The organism is Micromonospora sp. NPDC003241 (genome assembly GCF_053589795.1).
On the sequence record NZ_JBSFSO010000006.1, the window covers coordinates 62,146 to 77,035 of the forward strand.

Here is a 14,890-nt window from a genome sequence, read left to right on the forward strand (position 1 = left end):
GCCGCCCGACGGCGCGGACGGACCGCTCCGGCAGGAGCGGACGGTGGTGGTGATGGTCAGGCAGGTGGCGACGGCGCCGACCGGGCAGGTCGAGGAGACCGACCTGCTCACGGTGGGGGTCGAGGAGGAGTTCCTGCTGGTCGACCCGGACGGCGGCGCAGCGGTGCCCGCCGTCGAGGCGGTGTTGGAACAGGTCCCGGCGGAACTCCACGGTCAGGTGGAACGCGAGTTCCAGACCAGCCAGATCGAGATCGGCAGCCCGCCCGGGCTGGAGCTCTCCTCGATCCGGCACTCCCTGGCCCTGCTGCGCGCCTCGCTCGCCGACGCCGCCGACCGGGCCGGTGCCCAACTGCTCGCCATCGGCACCGGGCCGATCGACGGGCCGGTGCCGCCGGTGGTGGACAAGCCCCGCTTCGACCGGATGATCGAGCGCTACCGGCTGCTGGTGCCGGGGCCGGGCAACAACGGCATGCACGTGCACGTCGGGGTGCCGGACCCGGACACCGGGGTGCAGGTGCTCAACCACGTCCGGCCGTGGCTGCCGATCCTGCACGCCGTCACCACCAACTCGCCGTACTCCGGGGGCGAGGACACCGGGTACGCGAGCTGGCGCTCGATCGAGTGGGAACGCTGGCCGTCGGTGGCGCCGACGCCGTTCCTGAACTCCCACCACCACTACCGACGGCTGATCGACCAGCTGATCGGCAGCGGGGTGATGCTCGACGAGGGGATGCTCTACTGGTACGCCCGGCTGTCGGCCAAGTACCCGACGGTCGAGCTGCGCATCGGCGACGTCTGCCCCACGGTGGACGACGCGGTCCTGGTCGCCGGCCTGGTCCGCGCGCTGGTGGCGACCGCGCTGGACGACATCGCCGCCGGACGGCCGCCGCTGCCCGCCGACCACCACCTGCTGGTCGGCGCGCACTGGCGGGCCGCGCACGACGGGCTGGAGGGCGACGCGGTCGACCTGGCCACCGGTGAGCTGCGCCCGGCGTGGGACCTGCTCAACCAGCTCGTCGGGCGGCTCGGCCCGGCGCTGGACCGGCACGGTGACCTCGCCGAGGTGACCGAGCTGCTGGACCGGCTGCGGGAGCACGGCACCGGCGCGGCGCGACAGCGCGCGGTGTTCGCGCGTACCGGTCGGTTGGAGGATGTGGTGGCGGACGTGGCGCGACAGACCCGGGGCGAGATCCCCGAGTGACAGGAGGATGGCCGTGGCGGAACGGTTGATCGTCGTCGGCGGGGACGCCGCCGGCATGGCGGCTGCCGCCCAGGCGCGGCGCCGCCGCGGCCCGGACGACCTGGAGATCGTCGCGTTCGAGCGGGGCCACTACACCTCGTACTCGGCGTGCGGCATCCCGTACTGGATCAGCGGACTGGTCGGCGACGCGCAGCAGCTCGTGGCCCGGGACCCGGCGACCCACCGGGAGAAGTACGACATCGACGTCCGGCTCCGGCACGAGGTCACCGAGATCGACCTGGACCGCCGCGAGGTGGTCGCCCGCGATCTGGAGGGCGGCGGCGAGATCCGGGAGGGCTTCGACACCCTGATGTACGCCACCGGCGCGGTGCCGACCAAGCCGGACTGGGCGCGTACGGATGCGCTCGGGGTCTTCGGGGTGCAGACGCTCGACGACGGCGCGGCCCTGCGCAAGTGGCTGGAGTCCGACCCGAAGCCGCAGCACGCGGTGGTGGTCGGTGGCGGCTACATCGGCGTGGAGATGGCCGAGGCGCTGGTCCGGCGCGGGCTGTCGGTGACCCTGGTCGAGCGGGACGAGCAGCCGATGTCGACCGTGGACCCGGACATGGCCACGCTGGTCACCGAGGCGATGCGGGGTCTGGGCGTGGACATCCGCACCGGCGTACGCGTCGACGCGCTCACCGTCCGCGACGGCCGGGTCAGCGAGGTGGTCACCGACGACGGCCCGATCCCGGCCGACGTGGTGGTGCTCGGCCTCGGCGTACGCCCCAACACCGCGCTCGCCGAGGCGGCCGGGATGCCGCTCGGTCCGACCGGTGGCATCCGGGTGGACCGCCGGATGCGGGTCGCCGAGACGGCCGGGGTGTGGGCCGCCGGGGACTGTGTGGAGACCCTGCACCGGGTCAGCGGCATGCCGGTGCACGTGCCGCTCGGCACGCACGCCAACAAGCAGGGCCGGGTGGCCGGGATCAACATCGGCGGCGGGTACGCCACCTTCGCCGGGGTGATCGGCACGGCCGTGGCGAAGGTCTGCGACCTGGAGGTGGGGCGGACCGGGCTACGGGAGCGCGACGCGTTGGCGGCCGGCTTCGAGTTCGTCTCGGTGATCGCCGAGTCGACCAACCGCGCCGGTTACTACCCGGGTGCCCGGCCGATGACGGTCAAGCTGATCGCCGAACGTCCGAGCGGGCGGCTGCTCGGTGCCCAGATCGTCGGCTGGACCGAGGCGGCGAAGCGGATCGACACGTTGGCCGTGGCGCTGTGGAACCGGATGACGGTGGACGACATGACCGCGCTCGATCTCGGCTACGCCCCGCCGTACGCCCCGGTCTGGGACCCGGTGCTGGTCGCGGCCCGCAAGGCGGTCGACGCGCTCGACCCGCGCTGAGGTCTGCTCGGTTCTCTGTCGGTGGGGGTGGCTAGGTTGTGCCTGCCGCCCCAGACAGGGGCGGTGCCGACCCCTCGGAGGACCCGCATGTCGCAGGAGACGACTTACCTCGAACTGTCCGAAACGGACGGTGCAGCGCACAAGTTCTACGAGGTGGTGGTCGACGATGCCACGCTGACCGTGCGCTACGGCCGGATCGGCGACCAGGGGCAGGTCAAGACCTCCGGCTACCCGGACAACGCGCGGGCGCGGGCCGCCGCCGCGAAGAAGATCGGCGAGAAGGTCCGCAAGGGGTACGCCCCGGCGGTGCCGGGCGTCCGCCAGAAGCGCTCGGTGTCCCGGCGGCAGATCGTCAGCACCCGCTCGACCGCCCGCACCGCACCGGTGCTGTGGCGCTACGACTCCGGCGCTCCCGCGTTCGGCATCTTCATCGACGGCCGCACCTGCACGGTCGGCAACGAGCGGGGCGTCATCACCACGCTCGACCACGACGCCCGGGTGCTGGACCAGGTCCGCCTGCCCGACGGGGTGAAGTGCATCGTCGCCGACGACGCCTGGATCTACGCCGGCTGCGACGACGGCAACGTCTACGACCTCTCCGGCAAGATCCCCCGGGTGGCGTACACGATCGCGCCCGACATCGACATCTACTGGCTGGACATCCACGACGGCGTGCTGGGTGTCTCCGACGCCGACGGCGGGATCGCCGCCGTCGACCACGAGGACGAGTTCCTCTGGCGTCGGGGCGGGCGCGGCAGTTCGGCCTGGATGGTGCGCTGCGACAGCGACGCGGTCTACCACGGCGACTCGACCGGGGTCAGCGGCTACGACTGGCGGACCGGGCAGGAGCTGTGGCACACCCGCACCGGCTCGGTGCTGTTCGGCTGGCAGGAGCGCGACGCGGTGTTCGCCGGCACCGCGACCCGCGAGGTGGTCCGCATCGGCAAGGACGGCGGGTACGCCCGCACCTACCGCGCCGACGCGCCGGTCTTCTCCTGCGCCACCGCCTCCGACGGCCGGTACGTCTTCGCCGGTGACAGCCAGTCCTCGATCTACTGCTTCGCCGAGGACGGCACCCGGTTGTGGAAGCTCGGCACCGGCTGCGGCTCGGCGTACTCCATGCAGTACCACGACCAGCGCCTCTACGTGGTCACCACCAGCGGCCACCTGGCCTGCATCGACGCCAGCGAGCCGGCGATCCGGGCGGCCGAGGGGGGCAGTGTGCCGGACGTGGTCGACGTGAAGGCACCGGCCCGAATGCCCGAGCCGGCCGCGGTCACGCAGGTCGAGGTGGTCGCCGACTCCGGTGACGGGGTGATCGTCGAGTGCGTCGAGCAGGGCGGTCGGCTGCGGGTGCACGTGCTCTCCGCCGGCTACCACCGGAACTGGTCGGTGCAGTTCCCCAAGGGCATCCGCCAGCCCGGCGCCCGCTATCTGGTCACCGACGTCCGCGAGTCCGGCCGGGGCGGCTTCTACCGTGCCTACGGCGACATCCGCCGCCTGCGGTGACGGGCGCGCTGCGGATCCCCGACGAGTTGACCTGGTTGCGCGCCATGCCGGGCGGCGCGCAGTGGCTGGCCGGGCTGCCGGACCTGCTGGCCGCGTGCGCCCGGCACTGGTCGCTGCGGGTCGGGCCGCCCTTCGGGTACGGCATGACCTCGCTGGTGGTGCCGGCCGACCTGCCCGACGGCACCCGGGCGGTGCTGAAGATGCAGTTCCCCGACCCGGAGAGCGAACACGAGGCGGCCGCGCTGCACCACTGGAACGGCGACGGCGCCGCCCGGCTGCTCGCCCACGACCCCGACCGGCGGGCGTTGCTGATCGAGCGCTGCGACCCCGGTACGCCGTTGCGCGTACTCCCGCTGGACGACGCGCTGGACGCGGTGGTGGCGCTGCTCCCCCGCCTCTGGCAGCCGACCGACGGGCCGTTCCTGTCGCTGGCCGAGGCGGTGGCGGGCTGGACGGTCTCGCTACCGGCCGCCTGGGAGCGGGCCGGGCGACCGTACGAGCGGCGATTGGTGGACCTCGCCCTCGACCTGCTCTCCGGGCTGGCCGGTAGTCAGGGCGAACAGGTGCTGGTCAACCAGGACCTGCACGCCGCCAACGTGCTGCGGGCCACCCGCGAGCCGTGGCTGGCGATCGACCCGAAGCCGCTCGTCGGTGAGCGGGAGTTCTCGGCGGTGCCGATGGTGCGCGGCACCGAGCTGGGCCACTCCCCCGCAGCGGTGCGCCGCCGGCTCGACCGGCTCAGCGCCGAGCTGGGCCTGGACCGGGACCGGGTACGCGACTGGACGATCGGCCACACGATGGCCTGGAGCATCGCCGGTGACACGGTCTTCGCCGAACACGTCGAGATAGTCCACTGGCTCCTCGACCAGCCATGACCAGCACATCGCAGAAATGCGAGACACCGAAGTCACGAGCTTCCCGAAAGGTCAGGCATCAGTGGTGTCGCCCTCTTTGCTGGCGATCCTTTGATGCGACCACGTCGTGTGCCTGTTTCCGCAATCTTCACGCAGGTCGGAAGCGACTCGCGACGCCATGTCACTCCGTGAGACATCGAACCGCGTAGGGTATTCGCCACACCATTGGAAGACACCTGGCACAACTGGTCGACAACAAGCGCACTCGACGTCTCTGACCATCATGGGGGAACGAGGTTTCTGTGCCCGGCACTGCGCAGCTCAGCGATGCCGCTGTCGAGCCGAGGAACAGATCCCTGTGGGATCTGCCCACCAGGATCGCCTGCCTTGTCGGAGCCGGCGGGCTTATCTATCGGGCGGTGCTGATCGCGCTCGGCGTGCCTCCCACCAACAGCGACGAGGCCACGATGGGGCTGGCGGCGCTGCACATCTCGCGTGGTGAGGACTTTCCCGTCTTCTTCTACGGTCAGTCCTACATGGGCACGATCGAGGCGTACGTGGCCGCCCCGATGTTCTGGTTGTTCGGCCCGTCGACGGTGGCGCTGCGGCTACCGACGCTGCTCTTCTATCTGGTGTTCGTGGTCGGCATGTTCGCCCTGTCCCGGCTGATCGTCGGCCCCTGGCCCGCAGTGGTGACGATCGCCGTCCTGGCGCTGGGATCCGATCGGGTGATCAAGAACCAGCTCATCGCCGCAGGCGGCTATCCAGAGATCAGTCCGGGGGCGGTGTGGCTGATTCTGTTGGCGGCCCTCCTCGGCCTGGGTATGCTACGTCCCCGTCGATGGATCCTCACCCTCTGGGGGGCGGTCGCCGGGCTGCTCTTCTGGACTCACTGGCTGATCCTGCCGTATCTCGCGGCCGCTGCCGCCGTCCTCTTCCTCGCACTGCGTCGATCTCGCGGACAGGGACGCGGATGGCCCGCCTGGGTGCTGCTCGGCTTCATCGTCGGAGCGGCCCCGTTGTTGTGGCACGACCTCACGTCGCCGCTGGCCGAGAGCTCTCTGGCCGTCTTCCTCAGGCAGAGCGATCCGGGTGACGCGGCCTCCGTCGCGGCGAGAGTGAGCGGGGGCGTCCTGTTCGGCATCCCGATGGGTGTCGGGCTCTGCTCACCCGGCCGGTGCGAGCCCTGGCAGGTCGCCTGGGCCGTCCCCTACCTCGCGCTGCTCGCTGCCGCCGGCGTCCTCGCCGTCCGTGGCATCCGACGCTCCGAGCGCGACCAGTTCCGCAACGTGGTACGCCTCGCCCTGGTCCTCGCCGCCGTCGTCAGCATCGTCGCGTACGCGCGCAGTTCCGCCGCCGCAGCGACCCCGGTGGAGAGCGCTCGTTACCTGTCACCGCTGCTCATCTCGACTCCCGTCGTGCTCTGGCCTCTCTGGCGACTCACCGCGCGGCTCGTGGCCGCCGCCGATTCCCGGTGGCGACGTCGCCGTCGATGGGCGGCAGTGGTGCCGTCCGCCGCTCTGCTGAGCACGATGGCGGTGGCGACATCCGGGCTGATGCTGCACGTGCCGACGGTCCGGGCCGTCGAGGCCCGCCGCGACCTGCTCGCGGCCCATCTCGTGCAGACGGGCGTCTCGGAGGTGTACGCCGACTACTGGACGTGCAACCGGCTCACCTTCGCGACTCGGGAGAGGGTTCGGTGCGCCGTACTCAACGATGATCTCGCTCCCGGGCTCGACCGGTACCTGCCGTATCGCGAGGCCGTGGCCACGGCGGACCGTCCCGCGTATGTCGCACCGACGCCACACGCCCTGGACGACCGGCTACGCGCATGGCTTGCCGGCACGCGGCGGAGCCATCAGGTCACGACAGTCGGGGACTATCACGTCTACCTGCCGGATCAGCCACACACGCTGCCGCCGTCCCCCTGAGTCGAGATGGGTGCGGTGGCTCCTCGACCGTCCAGGACAGCCGCGCCGACGAAGCTCCGGGGCCGGACCGGAAAGTTTCTCGGCGAGGTCGTGAACGCGCAGCGATCCAGATCCGTCGCCACAGGTGTCGCCACGCCGAAAGGGATTGGCCTACCTGTGACTCGCGACCTCATCCTCAAGAAGCTCAAACTGGAGCGGATGCCGCGCCGGTTCGTGGCGTTCGTCCTGGCCGCGCTCGCGGTCCTCTCCGCCGTCGCCGCCGTCGGTTTCGGCGTCGCCTCTGCCCGCGACGACGTGATCGTCGGCGACGCGGTCACCGACAAGCAGATGACCGTGCTCATCGCTGCCGCCGGGTCCTGCCCGACGCTGACCCCGGCGAGACTCGCCGGACAACTGATGGCCGAGTCGGGCCTGGACGACCGGGCGGCGCGGACCGTCTCCGGCGGTCAGGGCATCGCCGGCCTCGAAGACGACAAGTGGCAGGCGTGGAAGCCGTGGCCGGACGCCCGACGCTCCGATGTGTCGGCGAACATTCTGGCGCTCGCCCACCAGATGTGCGACCTCACCGGCCATCTCCGGCTGGCGGGTGCCGCCGGTGACCAGTGGCGTCTCGCGGTGGCCGCCTTCCACGTCGGGCTGAACTCCGTCGCCCAGGTCCGTGGGGTGCCCGACACGGCAACGACCTACGTCGACCAGGTCAGCGCCTACGCCGGGTACTACGGCAAGCTGCGGCAGTTCGGCGGTCCGGGTGAGACGGCCCAGACGGCACCGGCCGCCGAGGCGAAGGGGGTTCCCGCCGAGTACGTGCAGCACATCAACCGGGCGGGTTCGCTCTGCCAGGAGGTGACCCCACCACTGGTCGCCGCCCACATCATGGCGCAGTCCGGGTTCGACGCGAACCGGCTCGGTGCGACCGGTCAACGCGGCGTCGCGCAGTTCCGGCCGGACATGTGGCAGTCGTACGGGCCGAAGGGTCGTTCGGTGTGGGAGCCGGAGGTCGCCGTCCCCACCATGGGCTACGCCCTGTGCAGCCTGGTCCGTGAGCTGTCCGGCCTGAAGGGGGACCCCCTTCAGTTGGCGCTCGCCGCGTACCGCAACGGCACCACGGCGGTGCGGCAGAACGGTGGCACCATCGACCGGCAGACCGAGACGTTCCTGCGGTCGGTGAAGACCTTCACCGACGTGTACGCGCTCGACAGCCGGCTGACGGCGAACCTGCCGACCAGCCCCTCCCCCTCACCCACCCCGTCGTCGTCCGGGTCCCCGAGCCCGAGTCCGAGTCCGGACGCCAGCCCCTCCGGCAGCCCGAGCCCGAGCCCGAGCAGCCCCAGTACTGCGGGGGCGAACGCGGGCGCACCGCCGCCGCCGGCCCCCGACCCGAAGCCGACGCGCCCGGCCGACGCGGTGCAGATCCTCCACGTACAGACGAAGCGTTGCGTCAGTTCCGGCGCCGGCGACGGGATGCAGCTCAGGCTGCGCACCTGCACCGAGGATCCGGCGCAGTGGTGGACCTTCCGCAGCGACGGGACCATCCGTTCCCGTGGTCTCTGCATGGACATCGCCTGGGGTGGTTCCGAGGACAACACGGTGGTGCAGGCGACCACCTGTAGCGGCAACCCTGCTCAGCACTGGCAGATGAACTCGAAGGGCCGCATCGTCAGCAAGCTGAACGGCAAGGTCCTCGACACGATCATGGCCGACCCGAACAAGCCGCTCATCATCTTCACCGACAAGGGCTACGCCGACCAGAACTGGCGCAAGCAGTAACCGCGCCCCGGATCGACGGGCGCGAGCACCGTCGCCGGAGGTGAGGAAGGGTCCCCTGCTATACGCGAGGCGTTAGCAGGGGACCCTTCCTTCGCTCTGACACGTCGAGCACCAGTACAGGTTTCGGGCGCCCAGGGTGCCCCGGCTGACGGCGGTGCCGCAGACGTGGCAGGGCTGGGCGGCACGACGATAGACGTACACCTCGCCGCCGTGCCGGTCGACCCGGGCCGGGCGGCCCATCGCCTCGGGCAGGTGCGCGGCGCGGACGGTGTCGATGCGACCGACGGCGACGGCGAGCGTCATCAGCTCGACCAGGTCGGCCCAGATGGCGTCCCAGGCGGGACGGGTCAGCTCCCGGCCGGGCAGCCTCGGCGGCAGTCCGGCACGGAACAGCACCTCCATCACGAAGATCAGACCGGTGCCGGCCACCACCGACTGGTCCAGCAGCAGCGAGGCCAGCGGCGTCGAGCTGCGCCGGATCCGGTCGTACGCGCGGTCCGGGTCGGCGTCGGTACGCAGCGGATCGGGGCCGAGGCGGGCCCGCAGCGCCGCCACCTCGGGCGGGGTGAGCAGCTCACACGCGGTCGGCCCGCGCAGGTCGAGCCAGTGCCGGTCGCTGGCCAGCCGCAGCCGGATCTGACCCACCGGCTCCGGCGGCTCGCCGTCACCGTCGGTCACCTTGCCGTAGAGACCGAGGTGTACGTGCAGCGTCCGCTCACCGGCGTAGTAGTGCAGCAGGTGCTTGCCGTACGCCTCGGTGGCCTCCAGCACACTGCCGGAGATCAGCGCGGCACCCTCGGCGAACCGGCCCTGAGGGCTGGCGGCGAGCACCTTGTCCCCGGCGAACAGCTCGGCGTGCCGGGCCGCCAGGCGATGGATCGTATGTCCCTCTGGCACGACACCAAGCGTAGTCAGCCCGCCGCCGTGGTCAGTGTGAGCGGTGCCGCACCTGCCGCACGAAGGCCGTCCAGGCGTACGGCGTGACGGTGAGCACCGGGCCGCACGGGTCCTTGCTGTCGCGGACGGCCACCACGCCGGGCAGGTTGTCGGCCACCTCGACGCAGTCGCCTCCGCTCCCGCCGCTGCGGGTGCTCTTGCGCCAGACGGCCCCGGCCAGATCAGTCATGATGCTCCTCGATGATCATGTTGATCATTTTCTCTGATTCTGCCTCATCGGAGGCGAGGGACTCCAGGTCGTTCCAGACGTGGGCGAAGGCGGCCACCTCCGCCGGCCGGTCGAGATAGAGCGCGCCGGTGATGTTCTCCAGATAGACGGTGGTCGGCTCGGTCGAGGCCCGGCCGAGCCCCTGCGGGAAGCCCAGCACGACGAAGGTGCCGGTCTCGCTGGCCAGCGGCGGGCCGGCGGCCAGCGGCAGGACCCGCAGCGAGACGTTCGGCAGCGCGGCCACGTCGAGCAGGTGGCGGAGTTGCTCGACCATCGCCCGCCGGTCGGGGATGGTGCGGCGCAGCACGGCCTCGCTGAGCACCACCTGGAGCGTCGGCGCGACGGGCAGCCGACGGACCAGGATGCTCTGCCGCTGCAGGCGCACCGCCACCAGTTTCTCCCGCTCCTCGGAGGTCATCGTCGGGTTCTTGCGGCGGAAGAGTTCGCTGGCGTAGGCGCGGGTTTGCAGCAACCCGGGAATCAACTCGGAATCGTAGCGCCGAATCAGGGAGGCGGCCGATTCCAGGCCGACGTAGAGCGAGAACCAGGAGGGGACCACATCACCGTAGGCATGCCACCACCCCTTGGCCCGGGTCTCCTTCGCGAGCCCGGCGACGATCGCCGCCATCTCCTCCGGCACCCGATAGAGATCGCACATCGCGCGGGCGTCCACCAGCCGGACCGGCACCAGGCCCTTCTCGATCCGCCAGATCTTCTGTCGTGAACAGTCCAGCGCCCCCGCCGCCTCGTCGAGGGTGACCATGGCATGCTCCCGCAGCTCGGTGAAGAGTCGCCCGAGCTGCCGCCGGGGCACGGTGGACCCGCTTGTTTCATCCAGCATGCAACATCACCGCTTTCCCTCCTGCAACACGTGATGTTTCCGGACACACGCAATCGTGTTTCCGGCTGCCCGCGATTCATTTCCATTCGTCGCGCACAATTACCGAAAGACATTAGGACGGTGCGGAACGTTGTGCAAGATGGGCGGCAGCGGGATTGTGGTTGGTGTCCGGCGCTGGATGAAATGCCGTCATGAATTGACGTGAAAAAGGCAACGGAGCAGTTCTTGTCGACGATCACCGCCGCGCGGAGAGGACCACGATGCGCGTAGCCGCCACGACCACGACCGGCACGGTCGCGTACTCCCCGGGTGGTCAACGGTGACCCGCCACGGCCCGGTGCTGCCCACTTGGATCTGCGCCGGATGCGACCGGCCCTGGCCCTGCGCCCGCCGCCGCATCGAACTGCGCGCCGAGTACGACCAGGCGCCGGTCTCGCTGCGGCTCTACCTGAGTTCCTGCCTGGTGGCCGCCAGCCAGGACATGTCCTGGGCGACCGCCGGCACCCTGCACCACCGCTTCCTGGGCTGGCTGTGACCCCGCACCTTCCCGCCAACCGCACCCCGCCCGACCACGCGCCACCCGACCGCACGCTGCCCGACCAGGTCCCGGCCGACCACATCCCGGCCGATCAGGCCCCGCCCGCCCGAGTCCCGGCCGACCACATCCCCGCCGACCACATCCCCGCCGACCAGGTCCCGGCCGACCACATCCCCGCCGACCAGGTCCCCGCCGACCGCATCCACGGCCGCACTCGGCAGGGCCGGGCCCCGGCCGACCGGGGGCACGATGGTCAGCTTCGGGCCGGTGACCTGTTGCGGGTGACCCGTCGGGCCAGCGTGCAGTTCCACCGTTCGATCATGTTCCGGGTGATCCGTGAACTGGACTGGACCACCTACGACGGGTGGGTCTGGCTCGACGGATACCAGCTCGACATCCAGGGTCACGCGGTCACCCGCCGGTCGATTTTCGTCCAGCGCGCCGGCCTCACCCTGGTCCGCGCCGCACCCGGCAGACCTCCGCCCGCACCGCACCGGCCCCGACCCGAGGCGTACGCCGACAGCCGCCCGCACCTGCTACTCATTGGTAGGGAGTACTCAGAAAACTCTGGTTCAATTGCGCCTCGGGCCGCCGGTAGGGCGGGCACCATCGGTGCGATGAGGACGGTGGGGCATGGCGGAACGAATGCGCTGCGCAGTGGTGATCGGCAACAGTGACGGGATCGGGCTGGCGTTCACCCGACGGCTGCTCGCCGACGGCTGGCGGGTCGCCGGAGTGTCCCGCCGCGACAACGGCATCGGTGTCCCCACGTACGCCCACCACACCGTCGACGTGACCGCGCCGGACTATCCGGAGGTGTTGGCCAAGGCGATCGACGAGCTGGACGGGGTGGACCTCTGCGTGTACGCCGCCGGCATCGGTGAGCCCGTCGACCTGGCCGATCTGGAGGCGCAGACCCGCACCCTGGAGGTCAACCTGATCGGGGCGGCCCGCACGGTCGCCACCGTCGTGCCGAGGATGGTGGCCGCCGGTGACGGGCACCTCATCGGGCTGTCCAGCATGGCCGACCGGATGGTCTCCGGCGACGCACCCGGGTACACCGGGTCGAAGGCGGGGCTGTCGTCGTACCTGATGGGGCTCTCGGCGGCGCTGCGCGGTCAGGGCGTGAGCGTGACCACCGTGCGGTTCGGGTTCGTCGACACCAAGATGGCGAAGGGCCCGGTCCGGCCGCTGATGATGACGGTGGACCGCGCGGTGGACGTCCTCGTCCGGTGCGTCCGCAACCGGCCCGTCCTGGTCTCCCGTCCCCGGCGGGCGGCCCTGCTCACCACCCTCCTGGCACCCCTCACCCGTCCCCGCCGCTGACCCTCACTGCCCGCCCTCACCGCCCGCCCTCACCGCCCGCCCTCGCTGCCCGCCCTCGCTGCCGGCCATCGCTGCCGGGTCCTCGCTGCCGGGCCATCGCTACCGGGCCACCGCTGCTGAGCCCTCGCTACCGGGCCATCGCTGCTGAGCCCTCGCTGCCGGGCCACCGCTGCTGAGCGGGCGTCGGCTCCCGGCCGGACGGCGGCTCAGGCGATCAACGACTCGCTGGGCCACGCGGCCGGTGACGAGGTGCTGCGCGCCCTCGCTGCTGGGCCCTCGCTGCTGGGCCGGATCCGCCCTCGCTGCCGAGCCGGTCCTGCCTCGTTGCCGAGCCGGATCCTGCACCGCCGCTGCCGGGTCCTTCCTCCCCGGCGAACCGAGCTTCCCAAGATCCAGTCGGCTCGATGCCGCACGGGTGTCGGGAAAGTGCGGGCTGGGTATCTCGGTGGCGTTGACGCGTGGCGGGCGAAGGACGGGGTCGGCGCCGGCCACGCATGACCTGGAGGTGAACCCATGAGATTTCCTTCGCTGTCCCGCCGGGAGGAGCCCGCACCGCCCCCGGCCCCCGGCGACGAGGCCGACCGCACCGGCACGGTAGCCACCGAGGCCCGTCCCGCCGCCGACGGACGCACCGACGACGGCACAACCTACCGGGGCGCGGCGGCTTCCACCGCCACGACCACCGACCCGGACCGCACCGCCGCCGAACGCGACGCCGACGGCGGCCGCATCACCGCCGAGCGGGCCGCCGGCCGATACCGCGCCGCCGCCGAGCGCGCCACCGACCGGCTCCGCGCCGCCACCGGACGCGCCACCGGACGGGACAGCACGGCCGCCACCCGCGCCGCCGCAGTGGACGGCACCGACACCCCACGCTCCACCGGATCGGATCGCGCCGTCGGCGCCGTAGCCGCAGATCGCACCGCTGCCGACGCGGACCACGCCGCCACCGCTCGCGCGACCGACCGAGACCGCACGGCGTCCGCGCGGGCCGCCGACCGGGACAACGCCGCCGGTGCGGCCACCACCACCGAAGCCGGTACCGGTCGGACGACCGACGCTCCCACCGACGAGCGGGCCGCCGTGGCGCGCGCCGCCACCGCCCGTTCCGGCGTCGACGGCTCCCGCCGCGCCCGCAGCACCGCCCCGGTCACGGCCTCCGCCCCGGTCACCGACACCGACCCGGACGTGCGTACCGACCGGACCCCGGCCACCACCGACCGGGACACCACGACCGACCGCGACGCTGTGCGCGACCGCGACACTGTGGGCAGCCGCGACACTGTGCGCGACCGCGACACGGCGGCCGACCGGGACACCGTTCCCGCTCCCGACGCCCCGGCCGCACCCGCCGGTCCGCGCCCCCGAGCCAGCCTGCTGGCCACCCTGGGCCTGATCGTCGGCGTCGGCGGCATCCTCTTCGTCCTCACCGGAACCCTCGCCGGATACGGCATCGCGGTCGGTGCGATCGGCGCTGTCCTCGCCGTGCTGGGCCTGATCGCCACCCGGCGGCGGCACATCGCGGGCAAGGCCGACGCGCTGTTCGGCATCGCCATCGGCCTCGGCGCGGTGGTCCTCGGCATCCTGGCGATGACCGGCCAGTACGACTGGCCGAGCACCGACGGCGACACCGTGGCCCGCTTCCGTGAGTGGCTCGACTCACAGTTTGTCGACCGTATCTAGGGGGCACATTTCGCCCCGCCGGTGGTTCACCGGCGCCCGGCCGGCGAGTTACCGGCCGTAGCCCGACCAGTTCTGGTGGTTCACCAGCCGGGCGCACACACCCTCGTCAGGGGCGGCGGTTCGCCGCCCCTGACGCGTGTCCGGTGCACCTCGCGCAGTCCTCTCCTGCCAGGGACGATGCAGCGGTGTGAGTAAGGCCGTGAAGCCTGCGGCGGGGTGAGTAAGGCAGTGGGGCCATGCGACGGTGTCAGTAAGGCCGTGGGGCCACGCAGCGGCGTGAGTAGGCCGTGGGGCCACGCAGCGGCGTGAGTAGGCCGTGGGGCCACGCAGCGGCGTGTGGGCGACCCTCGTGGTCTGAGAAGCAGGGGCGACCGCGGGTGCTCGGCCGAGTCGCGGCAACTGGGGCCTTGCCTGCGGAGTGGGCGGGGCGTGCGGCGGCCAGGTCGCCTGACCGCGTCCTCCGCACACACCCCCGGCAGGACCTGCTGCCCAGCATTCTTGGAAAGTTTCCGTTAGCAGCTAACGGAAACTTTCCAAGATCTGCGTTCAGCTGACGGGACGGTGGTGGCTGGTCGCTCGGGCGGACGCCACTCCGGCCGATTCCACCCGACCAACCGCGCCCAAGCCGCCAGAACCCCGACCGCCGACGCCCGACCGACAACACCCCGACCACCGACACCCCGACCAC

Annotated in this window: 12 protein-coding genes and 1 pseudogene; 10 read left to right on the forward strand and 3 right to left on the reverse strand. The window is 71.7% G+C overall.

Annotation, left to right across the window (positions count from 1 at the left end; all coding sequences use genetic code 11):
- Positions 1-52 precede the first annotated feature (52 nt).
- The 6 genes from ACWDVW_RS07055 to ACWDVW_RS07080 all read left to right on the forward strand — a co-directional run bounded on the left by ACWDVW_RS07055 (position 53) and on the right by ACWDVW_RS07080 (position 8,649).
- On the forward strand, positions 53-1,201 hold the full coding sequence (locus ACWDVW_RS07055) for a carboxylate-amine ligase (RefSeq protein WP_449945676.1): 1,149 nt from the start codon (positions 53-55) through the stop codon (positions 1,199-1,201).
- Between the two features lie 13 nt (positions 1,202-1,214).
- Complete coding sequence (locus tag ACWDVW_RS07060; protein WP_449945678.1) at positions 1,215-2,588, forward strand: FAD-dependent oxidoreductase; 1,374 nt, start codon at positions 1,215-1,217, stop codon at positions 2,586-2,588.
- Between the two features lie 87 nt (positions 2,589-2,675).
- Positions 2,676-4,097, forward strand: a complete 1,422-nt coding sequence (locus ACWDVW_RS07065; RefSeq protein WP_449945680.1) for a WGR domain-containing protein — start codon at positions 2,676-2,678, stop codon at positions 4,095-4,097.
- The gene (locus ACWDVW_RS07070; protein WP_449945682.1) at positions 4,094-4,972 is read left to right on the forward strand and encodes an aminoglycoside phosphotransferase family protein; all 879 of its coding nucleotides are present in this window, start codon (positions 4,094-4,096) and stop codon (positions 4,970-4,972) included. Before ACWDVW_RS07065 ends, ACWDVW_RS07070 begins: the two co-directional genes overlap by 4 nt.
- Before the next feature lie 398 nt (positions 4,973-5,370).
- A complete protein-coding gene (locus ACWDVW_RS07075) occupies positions 5,371-6,882 on the forward strand; it encodes a hypothetical protein (protein WP_449945684.1) in 1,512 nt (503 codons plus the stop codon).
- A 156-nt stretch (positions 6,883-7,038) separates the two neighbouring features.
- Complete coding sequence (locus tag ACWDVW_RS07080) at positions 7,039-8,649, forward strand: ricin-type beta-trefoil lectin domain protein (protein ID WP_449945686.1); 1,611 nt, start codon at positions 7,039-7,041, stop codon at positions 8,647-8,649.
- 72 nt (positions 8,650-8,721) lie between these two features.
- On the opposite strand, the gene ACWDVW_RS07085 is transcribed toward ACWDVW_RS07080, so the two are convergent.
- Genes ACWDVW_RS07085 through ACWDVW_RS07095 form a run of 3 tightly spaced genes read right to left on the reverse strand, consistent with a single transcriptional unit; the run spans position 8,722 to position 10,655 of the window.
- The gene (locus ACWDVW_RS07085) at positions 8,722-9,546 is read right to left on the reverse strand and encodes an Fpg/Nei family DNA glycosylase (RefSeq protein WP_449945688.1); all 825 of its coding nucleotides are present in this window, start codon (positions 9,544-9,546) and stop codon (positions 8,722-8,724) included.
- A gap of 31 nt (positions 9,547-9,577) precedes the next feature.
- Positions 9,578-9,775 carry a DUF397 domain-containing protein gene (locus ACWDVW_RS07090; protein ID WP_117226020.1) on the reverse strand — a complete coding sequence of 66 codons (198 nt, stop codon included), beginning with the start codon at positions 9,773-9,775 and terminating at the stop codon, positions 9,578-9,580.
- Positions 9,768-10,655 (reverse strand): helix-turn-helix domain-containing protein, encoded by an 888-nt coding sequence (locus ACWDVW_RS07095; RefSeq protein WP_449945690.1) that lies wholly within the window; start codon positions 10,653-10,655, stop codon positions 9,768-9,770. Before ACWDVW_RS07095 ends, ACWDVW_RS07090 begins: the two co-directional genes overlap by 8 nt.
- Before the next feature lie 319 nt (positions 10,656-10,974).
- On the opposite strand from ACWDVW_RS07095, the gene ACWDVW_RS07100 reads away from it, so the two are divergent.
- The 4 genes and pseudogenes from ACWDVW_RS07100 to ACWDVW_RS07115 all read left to right on the forward strand — a co-directional run bounded on the left by ACWDVW_RS07100 (position 10,975) and on the right by ACWDVW_RS07115 (position 14,202).
- Entirely contained in the window at positions 10,975-11,190 is a 216-nt protein-coding gene (locus ACWDVW_RS07100; RefSeq protein ID WP_449945692.1) for a hypothetical protein, read from the forward strand.
- A 203-nt stretch (positions 11,191-11,393) separates the two neighbouring features.
- Positions 11,394-11,696: pseudogene (locus ACWDVW_RS07105) on the forward strand (hypothetical protein); the annotation flags it as partial.
- Positions 11,697-11,826: 130 nt separating this feature from the next.
- The gene (locus ACWDVW_RS07110) at positions 11,827-12,519 is read left to right on the forward strand and encodes an SDR family NAD(P)-dependent oxidoreductase (RefSeq protein ID WP_449945694.1); all 693 of its coding nucleotides are present in this window, start codon (positions 11,827-11,829) and stop codon (positions 12,517-12,519) included.
- A gap of 513 nt (positions 12,520-13,032) precedes the next feature.
- Positions 13,033-14,202, forward strand: coding sequence for a thrombospondin (locus ACWDVW_RS07115; RefSeq protein WP_449945695.1), 1,170 nt, complete (start codon positions 13,033-13,035; stop codon positions 14,200-14,202).
- Positions 14,203-14,890 lie beyond the last annotated feature (688 nt).

Coding starts and splice junctions, on each gene's coding strand:
- ACWDVW_RS07055 (WP_449945676.1), top strand. CDS start 53: ATGGTCAGGCAGGTGGCGACGGCGCCGACCGGGCAGGTCGAGGAGACC.
- ACWDVW_RS07115 (WP_449945695.1), top strand. CDS start 13,033: ATGAGATTTCCTTCGCTGTCCCGCCGGGAGGAGCCCGCACCGCCCCCG.
- ACWDVW_RS07110 (WP_449945694.1), top strand. CDS start 11,827: ATGGCGGAACGAATGCGCTGCGCAGTGGTGATCGGCAACAGTGACGGG.
- ACWDVW_RS07090 (WP_117226020.1), bottom strand. CDS start 9,775: ATGACTGATCTGGCCGGGGCCGTCTGGCGCAAGAGCACCCGCAGCGGC.
- ACWDVW_RS07065 (WP_449945680.1), top strand. CDS start 2,676: ATGTCGCAGGAGACGACTTACCTCGAACTGTCCGAAACGGACGGTGCA.
- ACWDVW_RS07095 (WP_449945690.1), bottom strand. CDS start 10,655: ATGCTGGATGAAACAAGCGGGTCCACCGTGCCCCGGCGGCAGCTCGGG.